Annotated in this window: 14 protein-coding genes and 1 pseudogene; 5 read left to right on the forward strand and 10 right to left on the reverse strand. The window is 41.9% G+C overall.

From position 1 onward, the window contains the following. The first annotated feature begins 856 nt into the window (after positions 1-856). From ACTRWI_RS09735 to ACTRWI_RS09745, 3 genes are all read left to right on the forward strand, one after another. The gene (locus tag ACTRWI_RS09735; protein ID WP_499130887.1) at positions 857-1,432 is read left to right on the forward strand and encodes an NADPH-dependent FMN reductase; all 576 of its coding nucleotides are present in this window, start codon (positions 857-859) and stop codon (positions 1,430-1,432) included. Positions 1,433-1,599: 167 nt separating this feature from the next. Then, positions 1,600-2,145 carry a GNAT family N-acetyltransferase gene (locus tag ACTRWI_RS09740; protein WP_499130888.1) on the forward strand — a complete coding sequence of 182 codons (546 nt, stop codon included), beginning with the start codon at positions 1,600-1,602 and terminating at the stop codon, positions 2,143-2,145. Between the two features lie 525 nt (positions 2,146-2,670). Continuing rightward, complete coding sequence (locus tag ACTRWI_RS09745; protein ID WP_499130889.1) at positions 2,671-3,081, forward strand: hypothetical protein; 411 nt, start codon at positions 2,671-2,673, stop codon at positions 3,079-3,081. A gap of 447 nt (positions 3,082-3,528) precedes the next feature. Here ACTRWI_RS09745 and ACTRWI_RS09750 read toward each other — a convergent pair whose 3' ends face one another. The 5 genes and pseudogenes from ACTRWI_RS09750 to ACTRWI_RS09770 form a co-directional block, all read right to left on the reverse strand. After that, the gene (locus ACTRWI_RS09750) at positions 3,529-4,191 is read right to left on the reverse strand and encodes a tyrosine-type recombinase/integrase (protein ID WP_499130890.1); all 663 of its coding nucleotides are present in this window, start codon (positions 4,189-4,191) and stop codon (positions 3,529-3,531) included. Between the two features lie 218 nt (positions 4,192-4,409). Beyond that, positions 4,410-5,699, reverse strand: a complete 1,290-nt coding sequence (locus ACTRWI_RS09755) for a DEAD/DEAH box helicase (protein WP_499130891.1) — start codon at positions 5,697-5,699, stop codon at positions 4,410-4,412. A 629-nt stretch (positions 5,700-6,328) separates the two neighbouring features. Further along, entirely contained in the window at positions 6,329-6,517 is a 189-nt protein-coding gene (locus ACTRWI_RS09760; RefSeq protein ID WP_499130892.1) for a hypothetical protein, read from the reverse strand. Positions 6,518-6,829: 312 nt separating this feature from the next. Next, positions 6,830-7,758: pseudogene (locus ACTRWI_RS09765) on the reverse strand (TerC/Alx family metal homeostasis membrane protein). A gap of 647 nt (positions 7,759-8,405) precedes the next feature. Then, positions 8,406-10,145: a bifunctional metallophosphatase/5'-nucleotidase gene (locus ACTRWI_RS09770; RefSeq protein WP_499130893.1), complete on the reverse strand. Its 1,740-nt coding sequence runs from the start codon at positions 10,143-10,145 to the stop codon at positions 8,406-8,408. Between the two features lie 238 nt (positions 10,146-10,383). On the opposite strand from ACTRWI_RS09770, the gene ACTRWI_RS09775 reads away from it, so the two are divergent. Next, positions 10,384-12,105, forward strand: coding sequence for an ATP-dependent endonuclease (locus tag ACTRWI_RS09775; protein WP_499130894.1), 1,722 nt, complete (start codon positions 10,384-10,386; stop codon positions 12,103-12,105). Positions 12,106-12,288: 183 nt separating this feature from the next. Here the strand turns inward: ACTRWI_RS09775 and ACTRWI_RS09780 are convergent, their stop codons facing one another. Then, positions 12,289-12,783, reverse strand: a complete 495-nt coding sequence (locus ACTRWI_RS09780) for a DUF1097 domain-containing protein (protein WP_499130895.1) — start codon at positions 12,781-12,783, stop codon at positions 12,289-12,291. A gap of 205 nt (positions 12,784-12,988) precedes the next feature. Next, positions 12,989-13,231 (reverse strand): hypothetical protein, encoded by a 243-nt coding sequence (locus ACTRWI_RS09785; RefSeq protein ID WP_499130897.1) that lies wholly within the window; start codon positions 13,229-13,231, stop codon positions 12,989-12,991. A gap of 52 nt (positions 13,232-13,283) precedes the next feature. Here ACTRWI_RS09785 and ACTRWI_RS09790 point away from each other — a divergent pair, with 52 nt between their 5' ends. Beyond that, positions 13,284-13,646, forward strand: coding sequence for a CBS domain-containing protein (locus tag ACTRWI_RS09790; RefSeq protein WP_499130899.1), 363 nt, complete (start codon positions 13,284-13,286; stop codon positions 13,644-13,646). 332 nt (positions 13,647-13,978) lie between these two features. Here ACTRWI_RS09790 and ACTRWI_RS09795 read toward each other — a convergent pair whose 3' ends face one another. The 3 genes from ACTRWI_RS09795 to ACTRWI_RS09805 all read right to left on the reverse strand — a co-directional run bounded on the left by ACTRWI_RS09795 (position 13,979) and on the right by ACTRWI_RS09805 (position 15,482). Then, positions 13,979-14,548: a YceI family protein gene (locus ACTRWI_RS09795; RefSeq protein ID WP_499130901.1), complete on the reverse strand. Its 570-nt coding sequence runs from the start codon at positions 14,546-14,548 to the stop codon at positions 13,979-13,981. Beyond that, positions 14,545-15,084 carry a cytochrome b gene (locus ACTRWI_RS09800; RefSeq protein ID WP_499130903.1) on the reverse strand — a complete coding sequence of 180 codons (540 nt, stop codon included), beginning with the start codon at positions 15,082-15,084 and terminating at the stop codon, positions 14,545-14,547. The genes ACTRWI_RS09795 and ACTRWI_RS09800 overlap by 4 nt, the downstream gene beginning before the upstream one ends. A gap of 152 nt (positions 15,085-15,236) precedes the next feature. Beyond that, complete coding sequence (locus tag ACTRWI_RS09805) at positions 15,237-15,482, reverse strand: DUF2164 domain-containing protein (protein WP_499130905.1); 246 nt, start codon at positions 15,480-15,482, stop codon at positions 15,237-15,239. Between the last annotated feature and the right edge of the window lie 142 nt (positions 15,483-15,624).

The following is a 15,624-nucleotide window of genomic DNA, read 5'->3' on the forward strand; positions in this document are numbered from 1 at the left end:
CGGTGGAATATATTGCCCTATTCTACTCTTCAAAATGCCCCAATTTTGCCCCAAAGACCACTACTGCTTGTGCAGATTGCCCCAAAGGGTCGCTATACCCCTATATTACTGTTTATCGGGCAAATTTAGGGAATCTGGTTATATTTGATTGGCGATTTTCTTTGTTATAGATGGAATAAGCTAACCTATTCCAGCCTTCAAATTGCCCCAAAGATAATAAATGGTTTCGCTCGATGCTACCAACATTGGGGTTTCACCGTTTCTGAGCCCTCAAAAAGCGACCACACCCACCCTAAGCCATTGAAGATAAAGACTTTATACCCTAAAAAATAATAACCTTACTTTTTTTGGTGTAGTTATGATGTAATAATGGTGTAGTTATACAGTAGTTTGAAAAGCCCATTTTTCTCTTAAAAATACCTTCTTCTGAGCATCTCATTTTAATCAAAAAAACTACACTCCTACCCTACTAAACACCCCTTAGCTCCCATTTCTTTACAACCTTCACTTACGTTTTCTAAACAGGTTTTTTCATCAGTTGCTCTAGGCAAAATTTGATCAAGAGCGCAATCAAACACGAATCAAACAATGGCCGTAAATCAAAAATGCCCCGTTCCTTCTCAGCGCTAAAGTCTAACCACAATCTGCAATTGTAAGTTTGCCTTACCTGCCGTTATCCGAGAGAGTGCCGACGTAAGCTTTTTAAAAATTATGCGTCATCTTGCAATCTAATGGTCAATACATATCACTAACCTATTGATTGTTAATTGAACTACGTTCACAAAGATTGCATGATAGGAGTATGAAAAACGGCTGAAAGCCGTTTAAAAAGCGTTAGCATTCGACAGGAGATAACATGTATATTTTGGTAGTAAGTTCGAGCTTGGATCCAAATAGCCGAAGTCGTCAAATCGCTAAGCTATGTATTGACGAACTACAATCGTTGGATAGACAAATTAAATTTGTTGATTTGGCGGAGCTTGATGTGCCAAATTTTGACAATGACAAAATATATTATACGGAACAATATAAGGCGTTACATAAGTTAACGTCTGAGGCGAGTGGTATTGTTTTATGCAGCCCAATTTATAACTGGGGATGTTGTTCTGAGTTAAAGAAATACATTGAATATGTTGGGTCTACACCTCCTGATGGTAGCTTAACTGGCGCACTCTTCGATAAAGTGGTGACGTTTGTAACCTCAGCAGGGCTACCTCATAGTTACATGGCTGATTCTGCGCTCTCGACGTCACTAAGCATTGATTTCAAGTGTATTATCAATCCTTACAACTTGTATGTTCATAATCGTCACTGGGTCAATGATACCCTTTCGGATGAAAGGCTACCCAGGCTTGAAAAATCTATGAAAGTAATGGATGAGCTCTGTAGTTTATTAAGTGCTAGAACATATAAGTCTGGGTGGGAACTATAATGCTGACAAACTGTTCAAGAGGGATTCGCAACGCGTGGCATCTTTGGTTTGCAATTAATTCAGTGGTTACGGCGCTATACAGAAACAATTGTTGTGCGTTTCGGGCTACTTAATCGGGCGTTATGTTTGCAAGCATACCTAGAGCTAACTAAGCAGGGAGAGTTTAAATGTTTAGTCTAAAAATTCATGATGAGTTAAGTCTAGAGTTAATTAATTATCATCGAGTTGGAGAAGTATTCAGCATAATTCAAGAACAGAATGTATATTTATCGGAGTGGATGGCGTGGCCAGCACATACGAAAGAAATTGAGCATTACAAGAATTTCGTAAAAGATTCATTGCATAAGTATGCTGATGGAAAATCTCTAGTGTGCTTCATACTCTACAAATCGGATGTTGTCGGTTGCATAGGTTTTAACTATATCGATCTGACTCTAAAAAAATTAGAAATCGGTTATTGGTTATCACAACATCTTCAAGGCAAAGGAATTATGACATCAAGTTGTAAGTTCTTAATTGATTGGGCATTTAAATATCTTGATATTGACAAGGTAGAAATACCAGTAAGTGAGGGAAATATGCCGAGCCGTGGTGTTTGTGAGCGCTTGGGTTTTGTTCAAGAGGGTATAATCACAAACGCAGAAAACTTAAACGGACGCATAACAAATCATATTTATTACGCTATGTTACGCGAAAACTGGAAGCAAACATAACAAGAGACCATGGTTTCAAGATGCTTTTTCATACCTGATCTTGATGCAACTAAGTCATTTAAGCTGACAAGCTTTTGTCCAAAAACGTTTTAGCGCCACAAACATTTAGAATGGATGAGAAGCTTGCAAGGTACGATACCGTTACGCATCACGCTCGAAAGCTAAGTTGAATATTAGCCAGTTCGCGTCATACCAGTGGTGGTGGCCATAGAGTACGAAAAATTTTTATTTCGCGAGGTGTAGCCGCGTTTGCTTACTCTCTACTCCTAAAAGAACCTAAGTTCTATTTTTAGTAAGACCATAATCAATCGATATTACAAGAGTTGATAACATTAGAAAGCATTCTAAATTGAACGTACTATTCATATTCAACGCTCTAATTGACTTCGACTTACAATAGTCCTCCCTTGCTATTAGAATCAATACTATCAATAACTTCACAGATACTTTGCCTCTAAGATTACTGTTTACTCATACAGCGCCTGGTGATAATTTATCCAAAATTCATACACAAAAAGGATAATTATGACTACATCGAACAGCAACCAAGTAGCCTTTTTAATTGCAGCTATTGGTATTTTTTTAGTTTGGCGATTCTCTGAATGGCTAGGGCTACCATTCGATATCGGTTTGGAAGTTCTTGGTAAAATAACTTTAGCTACTGCTTGTGCTTTGTTTTGGAAGTTCGCATTCAATTATAGCTATTCTAGCTTTTCAATTTGGCCACTTTTTCTAGCTGCATTTTACTCTTCGTGGTTTCCTGCATTAGATTATTGGGGAACGACCTCAACCGCCATTTCATCTTACGATTATTATGTTAGCTCTCAAGTTGAAGTTTCCACGGCCTGGTACGCACTTTGGTATGTAAAAGTTGTTACTAATATTGCTATACTTGTCGGTGGCTATACGCTTGATAGCAAATTGACCCAATACTAATACTGTGAACACTATTAGCTCCCAGTCTCTTCTCGATTGACATGATGGGAGCCATTCTTTGAGTCATTCCAAATCTGCACCACTATCGCTTGTAACGAAACTCAATGCCCCCAAAATCTAGCCCTACACTCGTTCTTGTTAGGTAGCATCTCAGATATAAACTTCTCAAAAGAGAACTTGCCCAACTTGGTGACAAATCACATCGCTCAGCAATAAGTTGCGCTGTCACTTCCTCACCCTGCTTTATCGAATCTAATACCTTTAATTGTGTCTTGCTTAACTTCACCCATTTCACCTGGTGCGGGACAAGTCGCGCAGCAGCCACTAAAGCGTGACTCACCTCACCTTTTTGGTCAAAATTACCCATGCTAATACTGTCCTTTGCAATTATGATCTCAATGGCTTTTACTTGTTGATCTAACTGATCATTTTTAATGTGAACGTTTTTTAAAAATCAGCTATAAAACAGTCTCGCCAGCAATTTTTTAGCCAAGAATGATACGTTTTAAGAGCTTCTGACTTCTGCAGCTCGATGTAAGTGTGGATATACGCTTGTTCCAGTTTTCCCTTTGCATGATTCAACAATGTTTCTGCAACCAGGTAATCAATCCCGATATCCGCCCACACAGTACGCGCTAACTTTCTTAAGTCATGACCCGTCCATTGACCATTCGCTATGGCTCTGATCATCTGAGTGGCATCAGCGCTTGATATTGGCCTCAAGTCTCGCTTAGAAGAAGGAAAGAGATTGTTCCCCTTGTAATGATTCGCCAATTGCCAGGCTTTGTAGGCCTGCAGCAAACTGACCCATTCATCGGTGAGTGGATATAAGATCTCTTTTCTTGTCTTCGCATCACGTATCGGGACCTTCCAACGCTTGGTGACAAAACAAATGTTGCACCACTTCGCTTTTCGCGTTTCACCAATGCGGGTACCGTGGCTCACCATCATCAAGCACAACATCCGAGTCAATGGCTCGGCTTCACCAAACTGCTGAAGTAAGCCTGGTGTATGTCCGACGAGCAAGTTACAGCCCTTTGGTTTGATTTTGGCCTTCACAAAGTCAGTAAACACCATGTCATTGAGCGGGTTATGGCCGATTTTGTTCATCTTTTTCGCCTGGTTAAATGCCACTTTTAACGCCTGAAATATCGAACGAATATAACTGATGGAGTACAGCCCCTCGCGTAACGGCTTCATCAACTGTTTTTCAATCTCACGATGAGAAAGCCCCGCGATCTCAACGCCGTGAAGACGAGAAATGAAATCTGATAGAAAAAGAAAAGGCGCTCAATTGAGCGCCTTTCTTATATCTACTATCCTACTATTTAGTTGTTTTTCAGCCACACATCTTGATTTTGTGCCGCTTTCTTCTTCTTTTTCTTCTTGCCTGTGCCAGCAGGTGGCGCAACAGGTTTAAGCGCTGCAATCAGTTCAGCAACCGCTTCTGCATCAACCTCAAAACCTTCGATTTGTTCACGCTCAAGACGAATCTTGTTCTTCTTCTCGATGATTTTGAAGTGATGGTAGTCTTCGTGATCGATCAGAGATAGTGCTAAGCCAACCTCACCGGCACGACCACTTCGGCCAATACGGTGCATGTAATCTGATGGGCTACGCGGTAAATCAAAGTTGATAACTACTGGAAGCTTTTCGATATCCAGACCACGTGCTGCGATGTCTGTCGCGATCAGAACGTCGATCTCGCCAGATTTAAAATCTTCAAGGATACGTGTACGAGAACCCTGCCCTTTATCACCGTGGAAGACTTCTGCAATGATGCCACGCTTATAAAGCTTGTCTGCTAGGTGTTCACAGCTGTTCTTTGCATTCACGAAGATCAGAGCTTGGCGCCATTCGTGTTGCTTGATTAAATGCGCTAATAGAGCGGTTTTGCGACCTTTCTCTACTTCGAATACGCGCTGAACCAGTGTACTTGCGTTAGCGCTTTGCAGTTGAACCTCTAGAGGGTCATTAAGTAGCTCTTCAGTTAGAGCTTGAACTTGCTCAGGGAAGGTGGCAGAGAACAACAGAGTTTGCTTTTTGCTCGGTAATAGCTTCAAGATAGCGCCTAGTTCTTCTGTAAAACCAAGGCTTAACATACGGTCGGCTTCATCAAGCACTAATGTGTTCACTTTATCAAGCTTGATTGCGTTGCTTGAGATTAGGTCAAGCAGGCGGCCTGGCGTCGCCACTAAGATATCCGTACCGCCGCGTAACGCTTGCATCTGCGTGTTCACAGACACACCACCAAATACACAAACTGTCTTAATCGCACCGTTAAAGTGAACAGCGTAAGACTTAACGCTGTCAGCAACTTGCTTCGCCAGTTCACGAGTAGGCACTAAGATAAGACCAGAAACGAAGTTACCTTTGCCCGAACGACGGCCTAAAGGTGCGCCTTCATGGATCTGTTGTAACAGAGGAAGTGCAAATGCAGCGGTTTTGCCAGAACCCGTATTCGCACCTGCAATCAAATCACGTCCTGCTAACACACTAGGAATAACTTGCGCTTGGATAGGTGTTGGCTGTTGATATTCAAGCTCACGAAGGCGAGCCATCAGTGGAGAAATTAAGCCAAGATCAGAGAAGTTGGTTGGTGTCGTGGTGTTAGTCATTAATTGCAGGAACTCAAAGCTAAAATAATAGCCCGCTATATTAACGTACTTCAGCACTATTACGTAACTAAATCACCTCTTTCTAACCAGTCACAGCAAATTAAACCAATTCACACTCTATGAAACGACAGCGCGACCAGCTTTATCGCCTCCATAGGTTGTTTGCCGTGAGTTTGCTTTACGCCGAGCTAGTTTAACCACCCTGCTACCGTTTGTTCAGGTGTATATGAGTTGTGCCCTGTTAGCCACACTGCAATAGCATCGGGTTTGGCGACTACGGCGTGAAATCCACATTGAATTGCCATTTCGATTCACCACGCTGGTAACCAGCGTAAACTACGACGAAATCGTGCTTTAACTTTTTGCCTCTGTTTTACCCTGCTTTAACACTAGTGGCTTCGTTCATAACCAATAAAGCGACATGATCTACATAGCCACCTTTGTAATTGACCGTAAGCTGCATTTGGCGTGTAACATACTTTGCCCCTTACAGATTCGACGTATCTAAAGGCCTAGACACATCACTTCTTCTTTCAGATTCAAACTCATCCAGATACAAAAACGCCAGCTTGAGAAGCTGGCGTTTTTTCAATTCTTTATTTCATCTACTCTATGCTTTTGCGCTTAAATTAACGGTTGATACCGATATCGCGCTGCATGTGACCAGATAGGTCGCTTGCGTAGTAACTACGTGGAGAGTTGTCTACGAAAAGAATATCAAAAATGTGTGCAATCAATCCTTTGAAGTTAACCGAGTAGGTCTTCTTATCCATAGAGTTAGGAACAGCGATAGTATTCATTTGTATTGCTTGAGCCATGATTGCCTCTCTATAAACTTGTTTGTATGTATCATTCTGATGGCAAGAATAATAAGTGATCTTTTGCAGGTTAAAAAATGACTAAATTTAGACCTTTAGATTAGTTTTTCTAATAAAACAAACCATTAACAACACTTCAAAATACCTATTCAACAATGCTGACTAACAATTCACAATAATGCTTAAACCATGAATTTAGTCTAAAAAGACTACAAGAGAAGGTGGTCAACATCACAAAATATTTACATAAATAAATTTCTTGCTTCATTGATCACGTATAACTTATCGAGTTTTCGATAAGTTATATTTGTTTCAACTTACTTGTTTTGTAGCTGGCTTCTTTGCGTAAATCGACGCTATAACCGCAATCGTCATGGTAGAAACCAATACCGCTAGAGACCAGTGTGTCGGGATAGCCCACTCGCTATCAACCAGTAGCATTTTCACACCAATGAACACCATGATGAATGATAGTGCAGCTTTTAAGTAGATGAGCTTGTCCATCATGCCTTGCAGTACAAAATACAGAGAACGCAGGCCAAGTAATGCAAAGACGTTAGCTGCAAGTACAAGGAATGGTTCTTGAGTTACCGCGAAGATCGCTGGTATAGAGTCCAAAGCGAACATTACGTCCATCACAGCTATCGCACCTATCACCAACATCATTGGTGTCAACACACATTTTGCACCTTGTTTTATCATCAAAGCTGTGCCATGAAAATCTTCTGTCACTGGCATAATTTTACGAAGTAGCTTTTCAGGTAGTGTATTCACACTCTCCTCTTTGCCCTTGTCTAATGCTAGTTTGAGACCTGTAACGATTAGGAACGCAGCAAATACATAAAGCACCCAGTGGTATTCAGTGAGTAATTGCGCGCCTAACGCGATCATGATTGCACGTAACACCAACGCGCCAATAACCCCCAAAGAAGTGCACGAGGTCTCAGATGTTCAGGAACTTGGTATTGCGCGAGGATCATCGCAAACACGAATAAATTATCGACACTAAGTGATTTTTCCAACAAGTAACCAGTAATAAATGATACGGTCGCTTTCTGTGCAGTGTAATCACTGTTTGGCGCGTAAATATCCCAAAACAGGTAGATAGAACCTGCAAACAAGAATGCTAGCAAGAACCAGAAAACACTCCAGATTGCCGCTTTTTGGATTGTGACGTTACCTCCACGAGTCTGATAGAGATCAATAGAGACGAGAACGACCGTCAGTAGGAAAAATCCCACATAGGTGGTTATGATTGGCGATAAAAAAAGGATTCACTATTGGTAGTTAAAAGAGGTTGAGTTGAGTTCATGATTCCTCCGGGCGGAAGAGCTGGGCAAAGACCTTCCGCAAACAAAGCATATCAAGGTCCACATCGGATCTTGACTGTGATTGCGTTGGTCTCGTTGAAGTAAAATACGGGATTTCACCTTTACGCACCGGATAGACACTTGGCCTAACGAGATGACGATACGTAAACTTGCGCTAACTAATCCCCAAACGCATGGATAGTATTCCGCAAACTTTGTTTCGTCTAGGTAAATTTTCAGAAATGACTAAAAAATTGAATGAATAAAAAAGAAGCAAAACGCTTCTTTTTTATTTGCGTCCGTTATCAATACGAAACTCGTATTGATTCCGACAACACCACTCATGCTGTTAGCTCGCTCTGAAGCAAACTAACAACACGTTAAGATACTGAGCCTAGGTATGCTATATTCCCGCCATTGGAACGAAATATACTAATGCAGACCAAACAGAAACCCAGCCAACAACAGCGGCTGCATCCAACCAATCTTTCCTATTCATGCTTTGCCTCCACAGGAACTTGCCATAGAAACTAAGCATAAACAGTGCCAATTTTATAAATGGTTCATTTTGCAGATGTTTACCTAAAACACTCCATGCAATTTAGTGGCTCGTTGTATTTTAGTGACTCTGGATTGTCTTTTAAAAACGCAATAAAGCAGTCGGCCATCGAATAAGTCGTTACGATACCGTCACCAATCATATCCAGTACAGCGTTGTAACCCTCTTTCCCTTTCATTGTGTAAGCCGAAGATGCGCCTCGGTAAATACGTTCACGGGAAACTGGCTGCCAACCTGACTCTTCTGAATGAATTTCCAAGTGATGAATACGGTGCCCGATTGGCGCTTCTTTGTGGTAACAAAACCTTAAGTTATGGGTATAAGGAAAGCTGCCAGATCCTGTCCCCACTACGCCGTTATCCAATGCATTATTGATGGCACCTTCTAGCATAGCGGCAATGGTCTCGCCTCTTATATCATATATTCCAATAGGTACGGCAAACGGTAGTATCTTTCCGGCAATATCGGCAACGGACACATCACCGCTATTGAGTGAGTTTCTTACCCCACCAGAGTTATGGATGGCGAAGTCTACCCGATGACCTTTTTGGTTCATAAAATAATGGAATGATTGTGCGACGAGCGGTGCTAGTTGGCTCGGTCCATTTTCGTCAGGGATTCGAACATGGCGAAGCTTTGTGTCTGCATGAGCAATTACTTGTTGCTGCAGTTTACTGACCCTAGGCTGATACTTATCCGTAAGGATGCTTTGCAGCTCAGGATCTTTCTTACACACCGATATGTTCGGGTGATTATTAAGATACTCAAACGCCATATCATGAGCATCGTCCTGCCCAACCTCACTCAACTTAGCATCTATAAATAGTCGACGCCCTAACAATAATTCATTTTTACCGTTGAACTGAATCACTTTACCCTGTGTATCAAACTCTATTTCGCAATGGCCGAGGCTCATTGCGTGAAAGCCAGCTTGCACGACGTAGGTATCGCCCACTTTAACGCCGTAGTCATCGTCCTTAACCAGGCCGATACCCGAGAAATCACCTTGTAATCGGTGGCTGTGCCCGCCAACAATCACGCCAATACCAGATACATTAGCCGCAAGCTCTAAATCGGCTTCGTAACCAAGGTGACTGAGTAAAACAATTTTATTGATACCGGCTTTATGAATCTGTTCTATTGTCGCTTTCGCAGTTTCTAGCGCATTTTCAAATGGTGTATCGATATCAGGGTTGGCAATACTGGCCATCTTGTCGATACTCAATCCGAAAATAGCGACTTTTTCGCCATCGAACTCCTTCGTTATAAAAGAAGCACTTCGTGTTTCAGTTAAGTAAGGTTTAACAATTTCGTTGTCCGCTAACGTATGAGTTTTATTGATATCCTCATTCGACAAATTCCAGTTACCAGCTAAGAATGGAAATTGGATCTTCTTTGCGAACATAGCAACAGGTTCATTACCCATGTCCAATTCGTGATTACCAAGGGTCATTGCGTCTATATTCAGCGCATTCAGTAGATCGGCGTTGGCTTTACCTTTGAAGAGTGAGAAGTACAAAGTGCCTTGAAAGCAGTCCCCAGCGTGAAGGAAAAGGGTTCCAACCTTTTGTCGTTGGGCGTCTTGTTGAATCTGTTTAAAGCGTGTTGCAATTCGAGCGAAACCACCAGCACTGACATAAGGTTCAATGATGTGGTTGTTCATTTTAAGTGATAGCTGTAATGACGTTGGTTCAAAGTATGAGTGGGTGTCGTTGATGTGTGCCAACACAATCTTTGTTGGCTTATTCTTTTTAGTCATATTTTCTTCTCTCTTTGTCCCTTCATACTAGGTCGGGAATCATGACAGAATCGTGAATTTTATGAAACTGCACTGCAAAAAAATACTCGATATAGATCAAAAACCTCATTTTGCGGCGTATAAACAAAGATTGGGTTTTGTGACAGACGAGCATACCGATTATCTATTTTTCGATTATGATTAAAGATATCTGTTAGCTTTCAAACAATTAGCAGAGCCTTCCGTTAGGAGTAAGCCTATGCAACTAGAAAGAATCGAGATTTCTGGCTTTCGAGGTATCAAACGCATGTCATTGGCGTTTGACGAGCTAACCACGCTTATTGGTGAAAATACTTGGGGTAAGTCTTCATTACTGGATGCCCTTTCCGTCGTTCTTCCTTCAGACGGTGTGCCATACCACTTTGAAATGACCGATTTTCATGTCGATTACTCAGTTTCACACCCGCAGTCTCAACATCTCCAAATCGTCCTGTCGCTCAAAGCCAACGACAAGAGCGAATTGAATGCAGGCCGTTACCGCAAGCTCAAGCCCATCTGGGTCCAAGATGAATTTGGTGTTTGTCGCATTTATTACCGAATCAGCGCGACGTTGGAGCAATACGAAACCACCACCCACTATGCATTCTTAGGGTTAGATGGTAATCCTCTCAAACTGCACCATTCAGAAAAACTCGCACAAGAATTAATGACCTTGCATCCGGTCATTCGCTTACGCGATGCAAGGCATTTTGATCGCCCTTTCAACGCTAAGACGGTCACGCCAAACGGGAACGGAAATTCAAACAATGGCAATGGCAATGGCAATGGCAATGGCAATGGCAATGGCAATGGCAAGAATGGTAACGCGCGCCAAGCTAGAATCGAAAAGCGAATCGATAATACCTGCCGTCGTCTAATGGCGATCCCTGGTCATGTAAACAAAGGTGAAATGCGCAGTAGCTTACAGTCGATGCAAAGCTTGGTTGGACACTATTTCTCTTTCAAAAGTAGTTCTCGCCGTAATCCAAGAAAACAGAGAGATGGATTGCTCTATTCTGCTGGTGCTAACGACCAGAGTATCCACCAGCTCGTAGAAGAAACCAATAATAAACAAACACGCCTGTTGTTCATGGGTTTATTAAACGCTTACCTCCAAGCTAAAGGGCCAAACGAATTGAGGCGTTGTGCACGCCCACTTTTGATCTTAGAAGATCCAGAGGGTCGATTGCACCCTACTCACTTAGCAAGAGCTTGGAGCCTATTACAAAAGCTGCCGATGCAGAAAATCCTTACTACTAATAGTGGTGAGTTGCTTGCCGCTGTTCCATTGCAATCAATTCGCCGTTTGGTTCGTCAATCAGACAAAACCATCGCTAATCAATTGAACATGAATCACTTCAGTAAAGATGAACTAAGGAGAATTGGTTTTCATATTCGATTCCACCGATCTGGTGCACTGTTTGCTCGATGTTGGTTGTTAGTCGAAGGTGAAACAGAGGTTTGGCTGTTTAACGAATTAGCCAACCAATGCGGATATAACCTTGCTGCTGAAGGTGTACAGATCATTGAGTTTGCTCAGTCTGGATTAAAAGCGCTAATTAAAGTCGCACAAGAGTTTGGTATTGATTGGCATGTGGTTACTGATGGTGATGCCGCAGGTAAAAAGTACGCCGCAACAGTTCACTCTAAGCTCGGTAACGACCAAGAGCGACATCGCTTAACCGAGCTACCTGATAAAGACATAGAACATTATTTGTATATGAATGGGTTTGAAAGCTTTTTCAGGGACATGGTTAAGATCCCATATGACCACCCTATTCCACCGAAAAAAGTGGTGGCTAAAGTTTTGAAGAAACATGCAAAACCTGACCTAGCTTTGGCGATCGTTTCGCATTGCGAAAATCGCGGCCAAGAATGTATCCCACTGCTGCTGAGGTGGACGTTGAAACGAGTGATCACCATGGCAAACGGGAATACCTAGGTCTTTAGCTTCTCTGAAAGATGGTATCAGTCCTTCTGCGAAAAAGCTTATTGGATTCTTATAACCACCAAAAACAAAAAAGGCACACCAAATGGTGTGCCTGTACAAATTGATATACAAATTAATTGGGGGTTATCTTGCAAGAGTTCACAGTAACTTGAGCATCATTGCTTAACGTATTCGTTAGGCTTTCGCTTGCTTAGCGTGTTGTTTAACCACTTCCGAAGATTGAGTTGATTTTGCGTGAAGCCATAAGCCCGTTGCTTTCATCAAGTATCCAAATAGGCCACCAAGCAGTAAAGAAGGCACAACCAGTTGCCAATCACCACCTGCAGCAAACGTCGCGCAACAACCAATGAAGGTTCCTGGGATATATCCCAACCACGCTTGTTTTGCTTGAATACACATAAAGAAAGCGACAATAGCAGTAATTACATAGCCAAGAATCTCTAACCCAGCGAAGGTTGAGCTTTCGATGATTACCATTGCCCAGAATACGCCTGTCATGTTGGTTAATAAGCTACCCGCCAACCCTTTAACACCACCGATTGGCGAAGCAAAGTAACTGGTGCAACCTAAGAAGCCCGCCCATGACAATAAGCCAAAAGAGACAGCGATCCATCCCCAAAGACCTGACAAAATACCTGTTGTTAATGAAATCGCGACTAATGTACTCATACTATTTCTAAAGCCTAATTACGTTATTCAACGCAACCGGTTTTAGCCTCACCTAAAATCAAGTAAACATACTATGGTAAGAACGCCTTCTTTTTGGTGATCTCAATCACATTAATAATGTACGCAAATGAGCATATATCACTATATAGAGACCGAAATCGCTTATTCAACATATTTGGTTATTGGTGTTAGTATTGAATAGCTACTAAAGAACTGACGGTTTGCCTTTCATCATGCGCTTGCCTTCGCGCTTGATACATTCAGCAAGCGGGTTTTCTGCCATGTCTGCACGCCAAATGAATGAAAGCGTTCGTTCCATTTCGAGCTCGGGCACATTTAAAGTAACCAATTGGCCTGATTCAAGAAACGGCTCGACATCGAGATCACCAATTAAGTGATGAATAGAGCTATCAAAAACTTTGCGGGTACCAGAGCCGCGTTCACGCAAAACCATTTTGCCTGATCTAACTGTGCCAAGCTGACACGTTCACGCTTCGCAAATGGGTGATTTATGGTGTCAAGACTACATCCCAACTAAAGGCCAAAAAGTCGTAGACCTAATGAGCCATGACGTTGTGTCCATCGATGCAAACGACAATCTAGTTGATGTGGCTGAGAGCCTACGTATCGACAAGGAGCATCTGTGCCCTACTACTAGCATGGGCTTCTCGACTCGACTGACTTCTCTTTCTCTAGAAGAACGAGCTAAAGCGATGAAAGTAAGCCAACCACACATGCTTCCAGTATTAGAAAACGGTGTAATGGTGGGTGTTCTGACTCGAACTGAAGTGATGCAAGCACTTCGCCCTATTTACGGTGACCGTTTAAACGTGGTTGCTGAAGCTGAATTAGAAACAGCATAACTAGTTAATCGTCAAACTTACAACGGTTTAGCTAGGTAGAATTTAGCTAGCGATGCGATGTGCGAAGGTAAAGTTAATCGATTAGGGATTAGTCGATTACGTCAATGAATCAGTCATAGCAACGTTGATTGGCTAATAGTAAATGGTGGCTTAAAACGCGACTAAAGATTTGACACAACACAGATTAAAACACGTTTCCATTTACGTTAATAAAAAGGCGCAAAGTGAATACTTTGCGCCTTTCTCTATTTCTAATTGTCATGTTTAGGTATATCGTGAGCTTTGATATTCGCTAAAAGATTGATACCTACAAGGGACCACTCATCGTGAGATTACTTCTTAATACCTTCAACGTGTAGATCCATATCTACATAGCTTGAAGCACCCATTACTGGAATGTTGAAGTCAGCAAGTTCTAGACGAGTTGTACCAACGAAACCAGCACGATCACCACCCCATGGGTCTTGACCGGCACCGATGAATTCAGCTTCGATAACGATTGGCTTGGTTACGCCGTGAAGTTTAAGATCACCCATTACTTCAAGTTTGCCTTCGCCTTTATCAACAACTTTCGTGCTGTTGAATCTAGCGTCTGAGAACTTGCCAGCGTCAATGAAGTCAGAGCTTCGAATATGCTTATCACGCTCAGCGTGGTTAGAGTCTAGACTCGTTGTATCAACAACAACGTTTACTTTTGATGCTTCAACGTTATTTTCGTCATATGAGAAATCACCAGAAAATGTGTTAAAACGACCTTGGATAAAGCTGTAACCTAGGTGGCTAACTTTAAAGTTAACTGATGCGTGTGCACCTTTTGTATCAATCACGTATTCAGCAGCGTTAGCAGCGAAAGGCATTGCCATAGCGAATGCTAATCCTGTAGCGATAATTGACTTTTTCATTTTGAAGCTCCTATCATTTTTCGTAGCGTATCGTCTTTGTCGATAACGTGGTGTTTTATCGCCGCTAAGGCGTGTACTGATGCCATAATGATCAGTACCCAGGCAGCATAGTAGTGAACCGTTCCTGAAAGATCAGATTGGTTTGCAAATAGTTCGCCCACACTAGGCACGGTGAACCAATTAAAAACATCGATCCCACGGCCATCTGATGTAGAAATCAAATAACCAGAAATAAATAAAACCGCTAAGTTAAGGTACATAAAGCCATGAGCAATCTTCGCAGCTACAACTTCGTAAGCCTTGCCTTCCACTTTCGGTGACGCGGTAACTAACTTCCAAACCAAGCGAACGACAGTAACAACAGCCAAAACAATGCCTACCGAACGGTGGTAGTCTGGTGCTGTTTTGTACCACTCGCTGTAATATGAAAGGTCAACCATCCACAGGCCAACGCCAAATAAACCAAAAATTGTTAGCGCTGAAATCCAATGCATCGCTTTTGCTAAAGGGTTGTAATTTCTAACGTTGTTTTCCATACATCTATTCCGAGAGTTAACAGGTCGTATAATTTTCAAAGCGTACCCCACACTCAACTTGTGTAACATAGTATTTACCAAGCTTTACATTGGTAACATCATTTCATATTAAACGAGTTATTCAAAATTTTTGAACAAGTTTGGGAACGACTTTAGATTTCAACGATTTGTTCAATCTCATACAGTTCATCTGAGATATCCATCATCTTCCGCTCCATGACCTTTTGTGCGTCTTCTATCCCCTTGTTGTAGTAGACCGCACCAAACTTTTTACTGATGAAGTCAACCAAGAATTCACCGTCGAACTGACCAAGTTCCACATCAAGTTCATCCTGAAGGTACTTCTGAAGCGAATGGGTAAGTTCTGACTTCTGTTTCGAATCTAATTGAATGGTCATTAACGTGTCCAAATAAAATGTAAGTAGAAGAATTGTGATTAACTGACTAAGCTTGCGTTAGCTCGCATCTACTTAGCTAACTAACCAAATCATTCTAACTGATTAGAATTCCTCATAATTTAGAATACAGACCTACGAAGTG

This window comes from Pseudoalteromonas sp. G5_S1_14_S5 (genome assembly GCF_054968605.1).